General features: G+C 73.3%; 10 protein-coding genes. 6 read left to right on the top strand and 4 right to left on the bottom strand.

Features of this window, described 5'->3' with window-relative positions; translation table 11 throughout:
* Positions 1 to 35 precede the first annotated feature (35 nt).
* Positions 36 to 497, top strand: coding sequence for a hypothetical protein (locus ACFYNO_RS10090; RefSeq protein WP_388008336.1), 462 nt, complete (start codon positions 36 to 38; stop codon positions 495 to 497).
* Between the two features lie 249 nt (positions 498 to 746).
* On the opposite strand, the gene ACFYNO_RS10085 is transcribed toward ACFYNO_RS10090, so the two are convergent.
* Positions 747 to 3,605: an AAA family ATPase gene (locus tag ACFYNO_RS10085; RefSeq protein WP_388008333.1), complete on the bottom strand. Its 2,859-nt coding sequence runs from the start codon at positions 3,603 to 3,605 to the stop codon at positions 747 to 749.
* 694 nt (positions 3,606 to 4,299) lie between these two features.
* Here ACFYNO_RS10085 and ACFYNO_RS10080 point away from each other — a divergent pair.
* From ACFYNO_RS10080 to ACFYNO_RS10070, 3 genes are all read left to right on the top strand, one after another.
* Positions 4,300 to 6,228 (top strand): ricin-type beta-trefoil lectin domain protein, encoded by a 1,929-nt coding sequence (locus ACFYNO_RS10080; protein ID WP_388008330.1) that lies wholly within the window; start codon positions 4,300 to 4,302, stop codon positions 6,226 to 6,228.
* 194 nt (positions 6,229 to 6,422) lie between these two features.
* Entirely contained in the window at positions 6,423 to 7,901 is a 1,479-nt protein-coding gene (locus ACFYNO_RS10075) for an LCP family protein (RefSeq protein ID WP_388008327.1), read from the top strand.
* Positions 7,902 to 8,050: 149 nt separating this feature from the next.
* Positions 8,051 to 8,356 carry an SAV_915 family protein gene (locus ACFYNO_RS10070; RefSeq protein ID WP_388008324.1) on the top strand — a complete coding sequence of 102 codons (306 nt, stop codon included), beginning with the start codon at positions 8,051 to 8,053 and terminating at the stop codon, positions 8,354 to 8,356.
* Here the strand turns inward: ACFYNO_RS10070 and ACFYNO_RS10065 are convergent.
* The 3 genes from ACFYNO_RS10065 to ACFYNO_RS10055 form a co-directional block, all read right to left on the bottom strand.
* Positions 8,353 to 8,766, bottom strand: coding sequence for an HIT family protein (locus ACFYNO_RS10065; RefSeq protein WP_388008321.1), 414 nt, complete (start codon positions 8,764 to 8,766; stop codon positions 8,353 to 8,355). The genes ACFYNO_RS10070 and ACFYNO_RS10065 overlap by 4 nt on opposite strands.
* Positions 8,763 to 9,851 carry an AI-2E family transporter gene (locus ACFYNO_RS10060; protein WP_388008318.1) on the bottom strand — a complete coding sequence of 363 codons (1,089 nt, stop codon included), beginning with the start codon at positions 9,849 to 9,851 and terminating at the stop codon, positions 8,763 to 8,765. Before ACFYNO_RS10060 ends, ACFYNO_RS10065 begins: the two co-directional genes overlap by 4 nt.
* Before the next feature lie 140 nt (positions 9,852 to 9,991).
* Positions 9,992 to 12,082: a carbohydrate binding domain-containing protein gene (locus ACFYNO_RS10055; RefSeq protein ID WP_388008315.1), complete on the bottom strand. Its 2,091-nt coding sequence runs from the start codon at positions 12,080 to 12,082 to the stop codon at positions 9,992 to 9,994.
* 222 nt (positions 12,083 to 12,304) lie between these two features.
* Between ACFYNO_RS10055 and ACFYNO_RS10050 the strand changes: the two genes are divergently transcribed.
* Both ACFYNO_RS10050 and ACFYNO_RS10045 read left to right on the top strand, forming a co-directional pair.
* Positions 12,305 to 14,059, top strand: coding sequence for a glycosyl hydrolase family 8 (locus tag ACFYNO_RS10050; protein WP_388008312.1), 1,755 nt, complete (start codon positions 12,305 to 12,307; stop codon positions 14,057 to 14,059).
* Positions 14,060 to 14,140: 81 nt separating this feature from the next.
* Positions 14,141 to 17,002, top strand: coding sequence for a beta-mannosidase (locus ACFYNO_RS10045; protein ID WP_388008309.1), 2,862 nt, complete (start codon positions 14,141 to 14,143; stop codon positions 17,000 to 17,002).
* Positions 17,003 to 17,129 lie beyond the last annotated feature (127 nt).

Below are 17,129 nucleotides of genomic sequence, written 5' to 3'. Positions count from 1 at the left end.
CGGGTACCGAGCAGCCGCTGTTCTAGGCTGTCGGGATGACCGAGGCCCTGATCAACCGTCACCGCAGGAACGTCGACCCGCTGCTCGAACCGGGCGAGCGCCTGCTGGACATCGCGAGCGTGGTTCCGGTGGCCGGCTCGCACGGCGCAGGGCACGGGCTCGGCGGCGCGGTGGGCAACCGGCTGGCGCAGGCCGGGGCGGTCTCCGGCGGCACCGGCAGCATCGCGAGCGGCTTCCCCACCACCTCGGGCAACGCGATGGCCCGCCTGCTGGTGGTCACCGACCGCCGCGCCGCCTACGTCCACGTCCGGGACATCCGCAAGACCGGCCAGGTGCTCTGGCACGCACCGCGCCAGCTGGTGCTGCGGGTCGAGCGGCGCCCGCGGCTGCAGGCGATGGCCAAGTTCCGCCTGCACTTCGTGGACGGCTCCTCGGTCGCGATCGCGACGATGCGCCGCCGCACCATCGAGGGCCTGGCCGACCACCTCGGCCGGTAGGCCGCGTCGGGCGGCGCCCGCCGGCCGACAGGGCAGTGCCGGGCAGCCCTCCGCCCAACGCGGCGCCGGGGGCCTGCCATTCGGATCACCCCGGGCGGTCGCCGACGGGGTCCGCCCACTGCCGGTCTTCGGCGGGGAGGGGAGCCCCACCGCTTCGGGCTCCCCTCCCGGGCACCGCCGAAGCACGCACGCGTGGGCCCCTCCCAGCCTGAGGCCGGGAGGGGCCCGTCGAGCCAGCAGGCGGATCCCCTAACCCACCTGGTCCGCCATCATCAGCTCCATCTCCGCCGGCGCCGCCGAACCTCCCCCGCTCGCCAGCAGGTTGCGCAGCTCGACCCGGCGGCGGACCCCGAGCTTGCGGTAGACCCGGGTCAGGTGCTGCTCGACGGTGCTGACGGTGATGTAGAGCCTGCGCGCCACCTCGCGGTTGCTCAGGCCGCGCGCCGCGAGCTCGGCCACCCGCTGCTCCGCCTCGCTCAACTCGGCTGCGGGCACCGCGGACGGCGCCACCGCCGGTGCCACCGCGACCGGCGCGCCACGCAGCCGGGCCGAGGTGTGCCGGGCCTGCACCGGGTCGCCCAGCACATCCTGGGCCTCGCTCAGTTCGGCCAGCGCAGCGCCGAGTTCCGCCTCGTCGCCCGACTCCTCCAGCACCGCCACCGCGCTCTCCAGCAGCGCGGACCGCTCGGCCGGGACGCCGGCCGCCGCCCGGACCCGCAACGCCATGCCGCGCACCCGGGGTTGGCCGGCCGGGGTGAGCCGGGCCAGCTGCTGGTCGGCGAGTTCGGCGGCGGCCACGGGACGGCCGAGGGCGAGCTGGGCGCGGGCCGCGCCGATCCGCCACGGGGCGAGCGCGGGCAGGTGGTCCAGGCCCCAGCGGGCCATCGCCTCGCCGCAGGAACGGAATTCGGCCAGCGCCCGCTCGGGTTCACCGGTGGCCAGCAGGTGGCCGCCGAGCGCATGGCGGTAGTGCAGGGCGGCGGGGGTGCGGTCCATCTCCTCGGGGACGGCCAGTTCCAGGAACCGCGCGGCGTCCTGGTGCCGGCCCAGCGCGGTGCGCACGGCCACCATGGTGGCGAGCGGGAACCCGACGGCCACACCCCAACCCTGCGGCGGCACCCGGGAGAAGGCGGCCCGGGCGGACTCCTCGGCCGCCTTGAGGTCGCCCTGCCGCAGTTGGGCCTCGGCGAGCAGCGCGGAGAAGAGCGCGTGCCAGGTGTCGGCGCACCGGGTGCCGGTGCGCTCGGCGATCGGGCCGCACCAGCGGGCGGCCCGGTCGGCGCGGTCGGTGTAGAGCAGCACGGTGAGCGCGGAGGTGAGCGAGGCCATCGGGATGCGGCCGAGCCGGCTCTCCCGGAGGATCCGCTCCGCCTGGGGGACCACGCGCTCGGCGGGCGCCCCGCGCAACAGGGTCTCCAGCACGCGCAGCCCGTCATGGACCGGGCCACGGGACGGGGTCGGACGGCTCGCGGCCTCCGGCAGCAGCCCGGGGTACCAGTAGGCGAGCCAGGAGCGCAGTTCGCCGGTCTCCTCGGGGCCGCCCGGTTCGGCGTCCAGCCGGGCCAGGCCGGCCAGGCCCTGGTCCACCCGGCCGTGCCAGAAGTGGTGGCGCACGGTCTTGAGTTCGCGCCGAAGCGGCGGGTCGGTCTGCTCGGAGCCGGGCAGCCAGGGCACGCACTGGATCGCGACCTGCTCGGCGCGCTGCGGGACGGCCGCGACCGGCGGGAGGGCGGTGATCGGCGGAGCGGCCTCGGCCGACGGGACGGCCGTGATCAGCGGAGCGGCCGCGGCCGACGGGACGGCCGCGACCGGCGGGCTCTCCGCCACCGCGGGAGCGGAGCCGCGCTCCCCCGCGAGCAGTTCGGCCGCCCGCTGCTGCAGGGCGGCGAGTTCGGCGGGCCGCACCGCCGCCAGCAGGTCGCCGCCGCCGCTGGGGTGCCGGAACCCGTCCTCGCCGAACAGCCCGGCGGCCCGCAGCAGGTAGAAGGCCCGCTCGAGCGAGTCCGCGCCGAGCTGCAACAGCTCGGCCAGCAGCGGGACTTCCACCGACCCACCGAGCGCCGCGACACCGCGCGCGCAGCGCAGCGCCAGCGGGTCGATCCGGTGCAGGCAGTTCATCAGGGCCCGCCGGTAGCCCTCGCCGACGGCCAGCCCGCCGTCGGCCGGCTGCGGCCAGCTGCCCTGGTCGTCGATCAACGCCCGCAGCAGCAGCGGGTTCCCGCCGGTGAGGGCGTGCGCCTGGACGGTGTGCACGGCGGCCGCGGCCACGCCGAGCCGGTCGGCGAGCTGCTGCTCGACCTGTCCGGGCGGCAGCAGGTTGAGCCGGACCCGCTCGTGGTGCGGCTGGCTGGCGAGTTCGACCTCGAAGAACGGGTTCTCCGGGGTCATCGTCTCGCGGGAGCTGAGCAGGGTCAGCACCGGGGCGTTGCGGGTGCGGCGGACCAGGTAGAGCAGGAACTCCAGCGACGGCACATCGGCGTCCTGCCGGTCGTCCACGGCGATCAACACCGGTGCCCGTCCGGCGAGTTCGAGCACGATCCGGGTCAGTCCCTCCAGCGTGCGCTGGTCCAGCCCGCTCGGTGCGCCCTCGGCGGCGGGTTCGTCGGCGGGCCGGGCCGGTGCGCCCTGCCGGACGCCGTCCGCGAGCAGTTCGGCGGCCTCGGCGGCGGCCGCCCCGTCCAGCTCGGCGCTCTGCAGCAGTTGGCGGACCAGGCCGAGCGGGAACCCGCGCTCCAGCGGCGAGCCGGTGCCGAGCAGCACCTGCGCCCCGGAGCCTGCGGCCAGCTCGGCGAAGCCGTAGAGCAGTTCGCTGCGGCCGCTGCCGACCGAGCCGTGCAGGGCGACCACCGAGCCGGCGCCGGCCAGGCAGCGGTCGAGCGCGGCGCGCAGCCGCGCGGTCTCGGCCTCCCGGCCGGCCGCGGCGAGCCGCGCCCAGGCACCTTCGGCGGCGGCGGGCTCCCCTGCTCCGGCCTCGGCGTCGGCCTCGGCCAAGGGCACCGCGGCGCGCAGCCGCGGCGCGGACGGGAACCAGCCGGGCCGATGGAGCTGTTCGCGCCGATCGAAGGGATCGAGCAGTTCGCGCGCCGAGCGCGCGGGGAACGCGGACATCGTTCTCCTGGAGCAGTGCGCACCCGGCCGCCCACGGCCGCGAGGGAGCGGCGGGCGGTGCCGGGTGGGTGACGTGCGTGACGGGTGACCGGAAGCGAACGGGTCGCGCGGTCCGGGTGCGGGCGGTCGGCGGGCCGGGGAGGCGAACCCACGGGGCGCGGGGCGGGCGGCCACCCGCGGCGCGGGTCAACCGGACCGGAGGTCAGCCGCTACACAGTGAGCTGGCGTGGCGCAGCAGGTCGATGTCGAGCCTGGCGACCAGCACGAGCCGCGCGGCACGGCTGCCGACGCACTGCCGCATACCTGCCCCCCGGTGCACTCGCTCGCCCGCCGGCACGTCGCCGGCCGTCATCCGTCGGCCCGAGTGTACGAATGCGCCCGCTGCACCGTCAATCGAGCCGCCCCGACCATCCGACAAGCCGTCAGCCCCGGCGGCGCCCAGCCCGCGCACCACCCGCCACTCCCACCACCACCCCTCCCACCGGCCAACCTGTCCTACACAACCGGACGGAGTTGTTCAGAAGAACGGTCCGGAGTTGTCCAGTCATCTTGCCCCCGGAGAGCCGTCTGTTCGTCACGTCCCGTCCCTCTGCGGGCCGTTGGCTGGACAGCTGGTGTCCGCAGGATGTCTGCGGCCCGGGCACCGGCCCGGCGTCGCTCTCACCTCCACCCAGTGTCGAGAGGTCTTTCCCCGATGCGTCTCACCCGCTCCCCCGGACGCGCCCGCGTCCTCGCCGCGAGCACGGTGTTCTCCTGCCTGGTCGGCCTGGCCGGCGCCGTCGCCGCGGCCCCGCCCGCCTCAGCCACCGGCGTCACCGGCACCATCACCGGCCTGGCCGGCAAGTGCCTGGACGACTCCGGCGCGGGCACCGCCGACGGCAACCCGATCATCCTCTGGACCTGCGACAACGGGGCCAACCAGTCCTGGAACCTGCCCGGCGACGGCACCATCCGCACCCTGGGCAAGTGCCTGGACGCCACCAACGGCGGCACCACGGCCGGCACCTACGCCGACCTGGTGAGCTGCGACGGGCTGCCCCGCCAGCAGTGGGCCGCCAAGGGCGCCACCCTGGTCAACCCGGTCTCCGGCCTCTGCCTGGACGCCTTCGGCGGCGCCTCGGCCGACGGCACCAGGATCGACCTGTGGACCTGCGGCAGCAACCAGGCCAACCAGCAGTGGACCGTCCCGGCCCCGGCCGGCTCCGGCGGCGGCTCGACCAGCGCCAACCTGCTGACCGACCCGGGCGCCGAGTCGGTGGCGATCTGCTCCGGCACCGGCGAGGACGGCATGACCGTGCCGGGCTGGACCATCACCAGCGGCGAGCCGAGCCTGGTCTGCTACGGCGCCTCGGGCTTCCCGACCTCCGCCACCCCCGGCCCGGCCAATCGCGGCACCGCCTTCTTCGCGGGCGGCGCCACCGGCAACTCCGGCCTCTCGCAGACCGCGGACGTCTCCTCGGCGGCCACCGCGATCGACGGCGGCGGCGTCTCCTACAACCTGTCGGGCTGGCTGGGCGGTTACGCCGGCCAGAACGACCGGGTGGGCCTGACCGCCACCTTCCAGGGCGCGAACGGCGCCTCCCTCGGCACCGCCGCGATCGCCCCGGTCTCCAACACCGACCGCGGCAACACCACCGAGCTGCTGCAGCGTTCGGCGGTCGGCACGCTGCCGGTCGGCACCCGGTCGATCAAGGTGGACCTGGCCTTCACCTGGACCGCCGGCAGCACCACCGACGGCTACGCCGACAACCTCTCGCTCACCCTCTCGGCCCCGCTCCCCGCGCCCGCGCTGACCGCCCCGGCGTCCAGCGTGCCCGGCTACGACCACGTCTTCCTGGTCTACATGGAGAACGAGGACTACGGGAACATCATCGGCAACACCTCGGCCGCCCCGTACATCAACAGCCTTCTGCCCCAGGGAACTTCGCTGACCCAGTCGTACGCCACCACGCACCCGAGCGACCCCAACTACGTCGCCCTGGCGGCCGGCGGCCTGTACGGCCTGACCGGCAACAGCGTCTCCACCACCACCATCGACGCCCCGCACCTGGGCAACGCGGTGGAGAACGCGGGCAGGACCTGGAAGGAGTACCTGGACGGCGCCAACGGCAACTGCGACAGCACCAGCCACGGTTACTACGCGCCGGACGACGCGCCGTTCTACTACTTCAAGGACATGAAGACCGACGCGGCCTACTGCCAGGCCCACATGCAGCCGCTCACCCAGATGGCCACCGACCTGAAGTCCACCGCCACCACCCCGGCGTTCTCCTGGTTCGCGGCCGACGACTGCAACGACATGGAGGCCTGCGGCATCACCCCCGGCGACACCTGGCTGAAGCAGACCCTGGCCCCGATCCTCACCTCCCCGGCCTGGACCACCCAGCGCTCGCTGCTGATCGTCACCTGGGACGAGGGCGCCACCAAGGCCTTCGGCCCGAGCTACCCGAACCGGATCCCGACCATCCTGCTCGGCTCGCAGAACTCGGTGAAGGCCGGCTACTCCTCCAGCCAGCGCACCGACCAGTACGGCCAGTTGCGCACCATCGACACCGCGCTCGGCCTGCAGCCGCTGACCACCAACGACCGCTACGCCGCCACCGTCAACGACGCCTGGCAGTAGCCGTCCCCCGCCCCACCCGGCGACCCGGCGACTCCACGGTCCGGCGGCCCAGCAGGCCGCCGGACCTCCCATTTCCGTAACGACAATCTGACGGTACGAATTATTGTTCCTCCGCATGCCACCAACCGGTCACGCCCCGCGTCTGAGTTGTAGGAGGGGGCACCGGGACGTTCCCCGGCGACCGAGGAGGACGGATGACCGAGCAGGACCGCAGCAGCACACCGGAGCAGGAGGCGGACGCCGGGGGGCGGCGCGGGAGCGGTCGGCGCGGGAGCGCCCGGCGTGCCGGGCCGCTCGCGGTGGTCGGGCGGACGCTGGTGCTCGGGGTCTCGCTGGCCGTCTTCGGCACCTGCGGCTTCACCTGGTACACGTACCACTCGCTCGCCGCCGGGATCACCACCTCGCACGCGCTGGACCCGGTCAAGCAGGCCGCCCCGCCCCGGCCCACCGACAGCGCGGGCCACCTGGACACCTCGGTCAACGTGCTGCTGATCGGCCTGGACAGCCGCCGCGACCAGGACGGCCGGTCGCTGCCGCAGGCGGTGCTGGAGAACGACCTGCACGCCGGCTCCAGCTCGGACATCGGCGGCTACAACACCAACACCCTGATCCTGATGCACATCCCGGCCAACGGCGGCAAGGTGGAGGCCTTCTCCATCCCGCGCGACGACTACGTCGACCTGGTCAACGCGCCGGGCCAGCCCAAGCTGGGCAAGCACAAGATCAAGGAGGCCTACGACCGGGCCAAGTACCAGGCCGTCAACCAGCTGACCGCACAGGGCGTCACCGATCCGGTGGAGCTGGAGCACCGCAGCCGCGAGGCGGGCCGGCAGGCCACCCTGCTGACGGTGCAGAACATGCTGCAGGTGCCGATCGACCACTTCGCCGAGGTCAACCTGATCGGCTTCTACCACGTGGCCCAGGCGCTCGGGCCGATCGAGGTCTGCCTGAAGAAGGCGGTCAAGGACCCGATCGTGGCCCGCACCTCCACCCGGGTCGGCCACGGCTCCGGCGCCGACTTCCCGGCCGGGCCGCAGTTCCTGAACGCCGCCCAGTCGCTCTCCTTCGTCCGCCAGCGCTACAACCTGCCCAACGGCGACCTGGACCGGACCCAGCGTCAGCAGGCCTTCCTCGCCGGGGTGACCAAGCAGCTCCGGGACCAGGGCGTCTTCGGCGACCTCGGCCGGATGCAGGGCCTGCTGGACGCGGTCAAGCAGGACGTGGTGATCGACGACAGCTGGAAGCTGCTCGACTTCGCCCAGCAGGTGCCGGACCTGACCGGCGGCAACGTCGAGTTCCACACCCTCGGCTCCGTGCTCAGCCAGCCCGACCTGGGCGGCAGCGACGGGGACGTCAACATCGTCGACGTCGCGAAGATCCGCGCCCAGGTGAAGCAGACCATCGGCGACACGGACAGCACACCGCCGGCGCCCCCGGCCGGCCCGTCCGACGTTCCAAGCGCAAGCCCGAACGCAACCGCGAACGCGAACGCGAACGCGGACTCCACCGCAAGCGCCACCCCGGGCGCAGGATCCAGCACCGGCGGACCCACCACCGACACCCCCGCCCCGGACTCCGGCGCCACCGCCACCGCCTCCCCCACCAGCGGAACCATCGCCGACGAGTTCAGCGGCAGCGCCGTCGACGGCGGCAGCATCCCCTGCGTGTACTGACCGCTCCCCCTCCCCGCGTCAAGGCCGTGTCAACACCCCCGGCGCGCGGATCAAGGAGCCGTCAGGAGCGGGCGCCGGGTCCCCGGCGGCGGGGTTAGCGTCGAGACGCGCCCCGCCGCCGCGGGACCGACCCGCCCCTGGAGGAACCCATGGACCAGCGCAGCACCACCGAGGCCGAGCCCGAACTGGTCGTGCCGGTCCGCCCCGGTCCCGCGGGCCACGCGGTCCGCCTCTTCCGCACCCCGCTGGGCGAGCGCACCGCCGTCGCCTTCAGCACCGCCGAGCGCCTGTCCGCCGCGCTCGGCCCGGAGCAGGCCTGGGTCACCCTCTGCCCGACGGCCCTGCGCGAGCTCACCGCCCCGATCGGCGTGGCGCTGCTGACCGTCGACCCGCAACTGGTCGCCCCCGCCCCGGCCCCGCTGAGCCCGACACCGCTCCCCACCCCGGTGGGCTAGTCGAGCGCCGCCCGCACCGCCGCCGCCACCCGTTCGGCGGCCGCCCGGTCGGCGTAGCGGGTCCGCGGCCAGAAGAACCCGCGCAGCCCGTCCTTCGGGTTGCGCGGCACCACGTGCACGTGCAGGTGCGGCACCGACTGGCTGATCCGGTTGTTCATCGCCACGAACGACCCCGCGGCGCCGGTGCCGCGCTCGACGGCCGCAGTGAGCCGGCGCACCCGGTCGAAGAACGGACCGGTCAGCTCGGGCGGCAGCTCGGTCAGCGTGGCGGCGTGCCGCACCGGCACCACCAGCAGGTGCCCGGGGAAGAGCGGGCGGTGATCCAGGAAGGCCAGCACCACCTCGTCCCGCAGCACCACCTCGATCTCCCCCTCCCCCGCCGCGAACCGGCAGAACAGGCAGTCGCTCACGCCGCCGCACCCCCGTCCCCGGCCCGCAGCTCGCTGACCACCGCCCAGATCACCGATACCAGCGGCAGCGCCACCACCGCCCCGATCACCCCGGCCAGCACACCCCCCGCGATCACCGAGAGCGCCACCGCCACCGGGTGGATCCGCACCGCCCAGCTCATCACCACCGGGTGCAGCAGGTGCCCCTCGATCTGGCCGATCACCACGATCAGCCCGAGCACGATCACCGCCGTCACCGGCCCGCGCGCCGCCAGCGCCACCACCGCGGCGATCACCATCGCGATCGGCGAGCCGATCAGCGGCACCAGCGTGGCGAAGAACTCCAGCACCACCAGCGGCAGCACCAGCGGCACCCGGAGCAGCGCCAGCGCGATGCCGACCAGCACGGCGTTGCTGGCCGCGACGATGACGATGCCCCGGGTGTAGCCGGCGAAGGTGTGCCAGGCGGTGCGCCCGCCGCGGTCCCAGCCGCGCCGGGCGCCGGGCGGCAGCTGGCGCAGCAGCCAGCCCCACATCCGGTCGCCGGAGTGGATGAAGAAGACGGCGCAGAACAGCGCCAGCACACCGCCGGTGACCACCTCCACCACCCGCCCGGCCTGGCTGACGGCGGTGTTGATCAGGGTGGCGCGGTGTTGGGAGAGGTAGGAGCCGAGCTTGTTCTGCAGCGTGGTGGCGGTCTCGGGACGGACGTGGAAGGGCGCGCCCTCCAGCCACCGCTCGATCCGCCCGACGCCGCCGCGGAACTCGCTGCCCAGGGTGTCCCACTCGTCGGCCACCGAGGCGCCGATCAGCGCCAGCAGCCCGGCGACCAGCAGCAGCGCGCCGAGCACGGCGCCGGCCACCGCGAGCGAGCGGGGCAGCCGGCGGCCCAGCAGGTCGGCCAGCGGGCGCAGCACGGAGGTGATCACCAGCGCCAGGAAGACCGCGCCGACCGGCAGCACCAGCCGCCCGACGACGAGCAGCAGCAGGTAGACCGCGACGGCCAGCACCAGCAGCCGCCAGGTGTAGCCGGCGGCCCGCTGCAGCCCGGGCGCCACCGGCCGCCCGTCGCGCCCCGGCCGCCGCGGGCGCATCCCGCCGGTCACCCGCCACCCCCGCTCGCTCGCTCCATGACGGCCAGTCTGCGGCCGGGGCGGGCCGGTGCCCCCGCACCGCGCGGTACGGGGGGACCGAATGGGGCAACTGCTGACGCTGCGTCACGCCGGGTGGAGCACGCCCGGCAGCGTCACGGCAGCGGGGTGGGCGCCGCCAGGTACGACTGGGTCCGGGTCGCCCAGTACCCGAAGTCGCCGGGCGCGCTCTGGTCGGCGCCGGACATCTCCGGCACCCCGTACGTCCCGCTCCCCGTCCCCGCGCCGAACAGGATGGCGACCACTCCGGCGGCCGCGGCCTCCGGCAGGTGCGAGCCCCAGCTCACCGTCGAGCCGTTGACGCTCACCTTGGGGTCGGCCCCCGGGTTGGCCGAGTAGAACGCGAGGTTGTTGCCGCTGGAGGTGAAGGTGTCGCCGTAGAAGAAGGTGGACGAGGAGTCCTCGTTCTCCTCCTGGGTGGTGTTGTCCAGGTCCGGGAACCTGCCGGAGGCGTTGAAGTAGGTGGGGCTGGGGGTCTGGGTGGAGTTGAGGTGGCCGACCGGCAGCTGCCAGAGCACCGCGGGCAGTCCGAGCGCCTGTCGGATGGTCTGCACGTAGAGCAGGTAGTTGCTCCAGTGCGCCGCGTTCAGGTAGCGGATGTCGCCGGCCGGGTTGGGGTCGCGCAGCACGCCGAAGTCCTGGCCCCACTGGTCGAAGGCGACGAAGTCGGCGTGGTAGCCGAGGTCGGCGGTCTTCAGGAAGGCGGCCACCTGGTTGGCGGTGGTGACCACGGACTGGCGTCCGGCGGTCCAGCCCATGCTGTCGGTGTCCTTGAGCGCGTCGCGCACGCCCCAGGTGTTGACCTGCCAGCCGAGGAAGGCGGCCGGGTCGTACTTCTTGATGGTGTAGCTGATCGCCTCCACCAGGCCCTTGAGGGTGTTGTCGAAGGCCGGGTCGGTGCCGCCGGCGAGGACGCCGGAGGAGTAGGCGGCGCTGGTGGCGGCGGCCATCCTGGTGGCGTCGCTGCCGTAGTTCTGCTGCAGGTAGCCCATCATGTCGGGCTCGACGACCCAGCCGACGGGCTTCCCGCCGGAGGCCGTGTTGGCCGCGCCGGCCGCGTTCTTGAGCGCCTGGAAGTAGGTGGTGAGCCAGCCGGGGTTCTGCATGTTGTTCCAGTCGACGCTGGTGCCGTCGATGTTGCCGTTCATGCCGTACTCGGTCAGTACCGGCGTCATGCCGAACTGCTCGGAGTGCTGCACCATCGTGGTGGTGGTCGCGGCCCAGTTCGGCATGTCGTTGCCGACCAGGTACTCGTACCCGTAGTCGGGCAGCTTGCCGTGGGTGCCCCAGCTGCTGAAGAAGGAGTCCACGGTGGAGCCCGGGGTGTAGACCGAGCCGATCGCCAGGTAGCCGGGGTGCCAGCCGGTGCCGGTGCCGCCTCCGCCGCCGCTGCTCTGCGTGGTGGCGGTGACGGCGGCGGAGTGGGCGGACTCGTGGCCGGCCGCGTCCACGGCGGTGACGGTGTAGCTGTGGGTGCTGCCGGCGGCCAGGCCGCTGACGGTGGCCGTCAGGCCGGTGCTGGTGGCCACCGCCGTGGCGCCCTCGTAGACCTTGTAGCCGGTGGCCTGGGTGTAGGCGGTGTTGGCGGGCGGCATGGTCCAGCTCAGCGAGACGCTGGAGCTGGTGGTCCCGGTGACGGCGAGCATGGCGGGGGTGGCGGGGCCGCCGGCGGTGCCGCCGCCGGGGCCGGTGAGCTGCACGTCGTCGGCGTGGTAGGTGCCCTGGCCGTACCAGCCGTGCAGGTAGAGGGTGACCGAGGTGGCCGAGGCGCCGGTGGTGAAGCTGGTGCTGAGCTGCTGCCAGTTGGTGGCGGAGGGGGTCCAGGCGGCGTTTCCGTTGTTCTGCGCGCCCAGGTAGACGTACGCGCCCTGGACCCAGGCGCTCAGCGTGTAGGTGGAGTTGGGCTGAACGGCGACGGTCTGGGTGCACTGGGCGTCGTCGGAGGCGGTGGCGGCGCCGGCCAGCGCGTCGCTGCCGGAGTGTGCCGGTGTGTGCACGACGCCGGCGGTGCCGGCGTCGCAGCTCCAGCCGGTCAGGTCGCCGGTCTCGAAGCCGGGGTTGGTCACCAGGTTGCTGCTGTCGGCGTACGCGCTGCCGGTGACGGCGAGTGTGCCGCCGAGCAGCAGGGCGCTGCTGGTCAGCAGGGCCAGCGCGGTGCGCGGCCGGCGGACGGCATGGCGGGGCAATGGATCCTCCTGCGTGCGAGCGGTGGGGGGCGACGCATGGCAGTTGATACGGGCTTGACAATGGACTAGACCTTTCACTCCGTCAAGAGCTGCTCCCGCACGACCCCTTGACGGGTTCCCGGCAATGGGTGGACCCTGTGGGCCAGGTTAGGAAGCTTTACTAACTCCGTCTCCACCAGCTCCGCCCCAGCGCGCCTCCCTCCCCACACGCCAGGAGCCCGCATGCGCCCGCACGCGTCGAGAATCCGCCTCCTGGCCGGCACCGTGGTGTCGGCCCTGCTCACCCTCCCGCTCACCGCGCTGGCCGCCGCGCCCGCGCAGGCGGCCACCGCCGCCCACCCGTTCCCCACCCACACCACCTACCGGGTCGGCGTCATGCCCTCGGCCTCGCAGTCCAGCCGGGACGCCGCCGTCGAGAAGCAGTACGACTCCTGGAAGGCGAACTACCTGGTCCACGGCTGCGCTTCGAACGAGTACTACGTCTCCACCAAGGGCGACGGCGACGCCACCAACAACGGCCCGGTCTCCGAGGGCCAGGGCTACGGCATGAACATCGTCCCGCTGATGGCGGGTTACGACGCCAACGCGCAGACCGAGTTCAACGGCCTCTGGCAGCTGGTCAAGGACCACAAGGACCAGGACGGCCTGATGGAGTGGCAGTTGGACGGCAAGACCTGCACCTACTACAGCAGCGGCACCCCGGACGCCGCCACCGACGGCGACCTGGACATCGGCTACGGCCTGGTCCTGGCCGACCACCAGTGGGGCGGCTACACCGCCGACGCCAAGGCCTGGCTGGCCGCCGTCTACGCCCACGACGTGGCCCCGGACGGCCACCTCAAGTGCGAGGACGACGGCCCCAACACCGACACCCGGCCCAGCGACCACATGCTCGACCACCTCAAGGCCTTCGCCGCCTACGACACCGCGCACGACTGGAACAAGGTGCTCACCCGCACCGAGGCGGTGATCAACGAGTTCACCTCCGCCTACTCGTCCACCGGCGGCCTGCTCTCCGACTTCGTGGTCGGCGCGGACACCACCAGCCCCAAGCCGGCGCCCGCCAACTACCAGGAGAGCCAGCCGGACAACATCGTCGGCTACAACTCCATCCGGGTGCCCTGGCACCTGGGCACCGACGCGCTGCTCTACGGCGACACCACCGCCCAGTCGGTGGCTGCCAAGGAGTCCGCCTGCCTGAAGAAGGAGTCCGGCGGCAACCCGCAGAAGGTGTACCCGCACACCAAGTTGGACTGCACCGCGTACTCCACCAGCGACCAGGCCGAGGAGGCCGGCGACGCGGTCGGCCCGGCCGCGATGGCCGCGGGCGACCAGGCCTGGACCGACACCCTCTGGAACTACCTTGCCACCAACCCGTTCGGCGACGGCTACTACGGCGAGTCCATCAAGACCCTGGTCTACCTGGTGATGGCCGGCGACTACTGGGCGCCCGGCAGCACCCCCACCGGCGGCACCGGCTGCACCGCGGCCCAGCTCCTCGGCAACCCGGGCTTCGAGAACGGCAGCAACCCCGCCCCGTGGACCCAGACCTCCACCCTGGCCCAGTCCCCGGTGAACAACGACACCGCCGACCAGCCCGCCCACTCCGGCAGTTGGACCGCCTGGCTGAACGGCGACGGCAAGGCCGACACCGACACCCTCGCCCAGACCGTCAGCATCCCGGCCGGCTGCACCGCCGGCCTCGGCTACTGGCTGCACACCGACACCACCGAGAGCACCAGCACCGCCAAGCCCGACACCCTCAAGGTGCAGGTGCTGAACGGCGCGGGCACCGTGCTGGCCACCCTGGCCACCTGGTCCAACCTGGACCACAACACCGGCTACGCCCAGCACACCGCCGACCTGACCGCCTACGCCGGCCAGACCGTCACCCTCAAGTTCACCGGCACCGAGACCGACGCCAACGGCGGCACCACCAGCTTCGTGCTGGACGACACCTCGCTCTCCGTCAGCTGACACCCGCACCCCATGACGGCTCCCGGCGGCACCGCCCGCCGGGGGCCGTCCCACATCGCCCGGCACACAGAGGAGTTGCCCATGGTCCAGCACGCCCGCACGCTCGGCGCCGCCGCGCTGGCGCTCGGCCTCGCCCTGCTCGGCCTGCAGCCGCCCGGCGCGGCCGCCAGCCCGCGCAGCACCCCGCAGGAATCCGCCCCGGTCGCCTTCACCGACCCGCCCACCGGCTCCAGCGCCCTCAGCGACCTCGGCGCCACCGGCGGCTGGAAGGTGCTGAGCAGCGCCACCGCCACCCAGTCCGGCGCCGCCATCTCCACCCCCGGCTTCGCCACCGCGAAGTGGCTCAGCGTCGCCAACGACGGCGGCGGAGCCCCGGGCACCGAGATCAACGCACTGCTGCAGAACGGCGGTTGCCCGGACGTCTTCTACTCCACCACGATGAAGGGCTGCTACGGGCAGCTCACCGCCGTCGGCCCCGACACCCTGGCCCGGTTCGCCGTGCCCTGGTGGTACCGCACCGATTTCGCCTCCCCGCCGGCCGGCCGCTCGGCCCGGCTGGTGCTGAACGGCGTGATCGGCGCGGCCGACGTCTGGGTCAACGGCACCGAGGTGGCCACCGCCGCCACCGTGACCGGCGGCTACGCCCAGCACGTGCTGGACATCACCAAGCTGCTGCGCCCGGGCGGCAATTCGCTCGCCATCGAGCTGCACCCCAACGACCCGAACAGCATGCTCACCCTGGACGACGTGGACTGGACCCAGATCCCGCCGGACAACAACACCGGCATCCAGTTCCCGGTCCAGCTGCAGTCCGGCGGCCCGCTGATCGACGGCAACGCCCATGTGCTGCAGGACACGTCGGCCGACCTCAAGAGCTCCCGGCTGACCGTGAAGACCGATGTCACCAACACCACCGGCAGCCCGCAGACCGGCACCGTGACGGCCACCGTCACCCCGCCCGGCGGCGGCGCCCCGATCACCGTCAGCAGCCCGGTCACCGTCGCCGCCAACAGCACCGCCACGGTGGTCTTCGACCCGGCCGGCTACCCCCGACTCGCTCTCACCGCCCCGAAGATCTGGTGGCCCTACCAGCTCGGCGGGCAGCCGCTCTACACCCTGGCCACCACCGTCTCCCAGGGCGGCGCCACGCTCGGCTCCACCAGCTCCACCTTCGGCATCCGCACCGTGGACTCCCGGCTCACCGGCCCGTCCGCCGCCGCCCCCGACGGCGTGCGGGCCTTCGCCGTCGACGGCACCCCGCTGGTGATCCGCGGCGGCGGCTGGGATCCGGACCTCTTCCTGCGCTACGACCCGGCCGACACCGCCCAGCAGATCGGCCTGCTCAAGGCGATGGGCATCAACATGGTCCGCCTGGAGGGCCACTTCATGCCCGCCGACTGGTTCCGGCAGATGGACGCCGCCGGCATCCTGGTCAACGCGGGCTACCAGTGCTGCGACTTCTGGGAGGCCACCAGCTACACCCCGGCCGAGCAGTCGCTCTACCAGCTCACCGCGCAGAGCGTGGGCACCGCACTGCGCGACCACCCGAGCGTCTTCAGCTTCCAGTGGAGCGACAACGCGCCCACCGCCACCCAGGAGAGCCTGGCCCTGAACGGCTTCCGGGCCGCCGACCTGGACGTGCCGTTCGTCGCCTCCGCCGAGTACAAGAGCAGCCCCAAGCTCGGCAGTTCGGGCGAGAAGGAGGGCCCGTACGACTGGGTCCCGCCGAACTACTGGTACGACACCTCGCACTTCGACCCCAAGGACGCCACCCGCACCAACGCCGGCGGCGCCTGGGGCTTCGACAGCGAGCAGGGCTCCGGCAACACCGTGCCCACCCTGGACTCGATCGGCCGCTTCCTCTCCCCCGCCGAACAGGCCGCCCTCTGGCAGCGCCCCACCGCCGCCCAGTACCACGACAACTACGAGGGCACCGGCCACACCGGCTACGCCTTCGGCACCAACTACAACCTGGACCAGGCGATCGACCACCGCTACGGCACCCCGACCAGCCTGCCGCAGTACGTCGAGGAGGCCCAGCTGCAGAACTACGAGTCGGTCCGCGCCCAGTTCGAGGCCTTCATCGACCACTCCACCAACACGGCCGCCCCGGCCACCGGCACCATCTACTGGCAGCTCAACAAGGGCTGGCCGAGCATGCTCTGGTCTCTCTACAACAACGACGGCGACCAGGCCGGCGCCTTCTTCGGCGCCCAGCGGGCCAACCGCCCGCTGCACGCGCTCTACGCCCTGGACACCGGCACGGTCACCCTGGACAACCTGACCGGGGCCGTCCAGTCCGGCCTCACCGTGGAGGCCAAGGTGTACGACACCGCCGGCCGCCTGCTCGACGACCGCACCAGCCCCACCCGCTCGCTCGCCTCCCAGCAGGTCGCCAACGCGGTGCTCAGGCCCAGCGTGCCGACCACCGCCCACACCGTCTACTTCGTCGAACTGCTGCTCCGTCAGAACGGCACCCTGGTGGACCGCAACACCTACTGGAACTCCACCACGCCCGACGTCACCGACTGGTCCAGGACCATCGGCCAGCCGCAGGCCGTGATGAGCTCCTACGCCGACCTCAAGGCGCTGGCCCAGCTGCCCGCCGCCACCGTCCGCACCACCGCGAAGTCCACGGCGCAGGCCGGTCCGAACGGGGCCGACCGGCTGCTGACCGTCACCGTCACCAACACCTCCGGCACCCCCGCGGTCGGCTTCTTCCTCCGCGCCGACCTGCGCCGGGGCACCGCCGCCGGGGCGGAACTGCCCGGCGACAACGAGGTCCGCTCGGCCATCTGGGGGGACGACGACGTCACCCTCTGGCCCGGCGAGTCGGAGACCCTGACGGCCAGTTACCGCTCGGCCGACCTGCGCGGCGCCGTCCCGGTGGTCAGCCTGGCCGGCGCGAACACCGCCCGCACCGACACGGTGGCCGCCGGCTGACGGACACCGGCCGGCCGGTGCCGCCGGTGCCACCGTCCACCTCCGCGTCCACCAAGTGACCCCCTTTCCGACGGCTCCCGGTCACCTCCGGGAGCCGTCGCGACGGGACATACTGTCCTCAGGTGTG

This window comes from Kitasatospora sp. NPDC006697, from assembly GCF_042869935.1.
GTDB lineage: Bacteria > Actinomycetota > Actinomycetes > Streptomycetales > Streptomycetaceae > Kitasatospora.
The sequence above is the reverse complement of the archived record's forward strand: the minus strand, read 5'-3'. Positions and strand labels throughout refer to the sequence as shown.